The following is a 1,547-nucleotide window of genomic DNA, read 5'->3' on the forward strand; positions in this document are numbered from 1 at the left end:
CAAGGCAGTATGACTTTCCGTGAGGCAGGGGCTGGCCAGCCGTGACGAATCAGACGCGGGTTAGCATTGCTGCCAGAGCCGCACGGTGTGGACAGCGCCACACCCGGCGATTTCCGGCACGGAGGCCAGCATGGAAAACGATAGCACGGTGTACGTCGGTCTGGATGTTCACAAGGATTCGATCACGGTCGCCTACGCGATCGGCATGGGCGACGTGGAACTGCTCGGCAAGATCGGTACGACGAAGGCCGATATCGACCGCCTGTGCAGGCGCCTGCAGTCAAAGGGGCCACACGTGCACATCGTCTACGAAGCGGGTCCGTGTGGTTATGGGCTTTACCGGCAGCTCGTCCAGAAGGGATTCGACTGCATCGTGTGTGCACCATCGCTGATTCCGAAGAAGCCCGGCGAGCGCGTGAAGACGGATCGGCGCGATGCGATCAAACTGGTGCGAGCGCTGCGCGCCGGTGACCTGTCAGCGGTCTATGTCCCGGGCGTCGAGGATGAGGCATTCCGGGATCTGGCGCGGGCATGGGCCGGTGCCAGAGACGATCTGAAGCAGGCGCGGCAGCGGCTGAAGTCGTTCCTGCTCTCGCATGGCGTGCACTATACCGGGAACGCGAACTGGGGCGCCGCCCATCGGCGCTGGCTCAGCGCATATTCATTCGGGCACCCGTGGCGGCAACTGGCGTTTGACGAACACCGGCGCACGATCGAGGATCGACTCGCGCAGTGTGAACGCCTCGAAGCAGCGCTACGCGAGGCAGTCGTCAACTGGCGGTTTTATCCAGCCCTGCTGGGACTGCAGGCGATGCGGGGCGTGCAGTTCGTCACGGCCGTCGGGATACTGTCGGAACTGGGCGACCTGTCACGCTTCGAACATCCACGTCAACTGATGGCATGGCTGGGGGTGACGCCGTCGGAACATTCCTCGGGCGACAAGCGACGTCGGGGTAGCATCACCAAGACCGGCAACAGCTACGCCAGAAAGCTGCTGGTCGAGGCGGCCTGGAGCTACCGGCATCCTGCGCGCGTGAGCCGCGACATCCAGCGTCGGCACGAAGGTATTCCGAAGGCCATTATCGATCGCGCCTGGGACGCGCAGGTCCGGTTGTGCCGGCGATACCGGAAGCTGGCAGTGCGCGGCAAACACGTCAATATCGCGACGGTCGCCGTCGCCCGTGAACTAGCGGGCTTCATCTGGGACATCAGCCGCCTGGCGATGTCGCTTGCCACGTCACGCAGCGCACAGACCGCGTAAGCCGCCCGTCACTCAACGCAAGACAACAAGTGGAGGAGTTTCCTGAAGGCGGCGTAGCCCGGCACTCGAGTAACCCGCGAAGATATTTCGCAACGGGCATCACCAATTTGCGGCCCAAGACAGCGGCAGGCTCATGAGGCGGACCTCTGTAATGCGGTAGCCAATCCGCGGATATCAGTGTGATCCACCGTCGACCTTACTGCTACGCCGCCCTCAGGGAATTCTCGCGCCTATGAAAAAGCGAAAAATCAACATCGCGATTGACACGGAAAGTCATATCAGTATC

Annotated in this window: 1 protein-coding gene; it reads left to right on the forward strand. The window is 62.2% G+C overall.

Annotated elements, in window-relative coordinates; genetic code table 11:
* Positions 1–130: 130 nt before the first annotated feature.
* Positions 131–1,261, forward strand: a complete 1,131-nt coding sequence (locus HDG39_RS34500; RefSeq protein ID WP_184012732.1) for an IS110 family RNA-guided transposase — start codon at positions 131–133, stop codon at positions 1,259–1,261.
* Positions 1,262–1,547: the final 286 nt, after the last annotated feature.

It is taken from the genome of Paraburkholderia lebeckiae (assembly GCF_014201005.1).
GTDB classification, from domain to species: Bacteria; Pseudomonadota; Gammaproteobacteria; order Burkholderiales; family Burkholderiaceae; genus Paraburkholderia; species Paraburkholderia tuberum.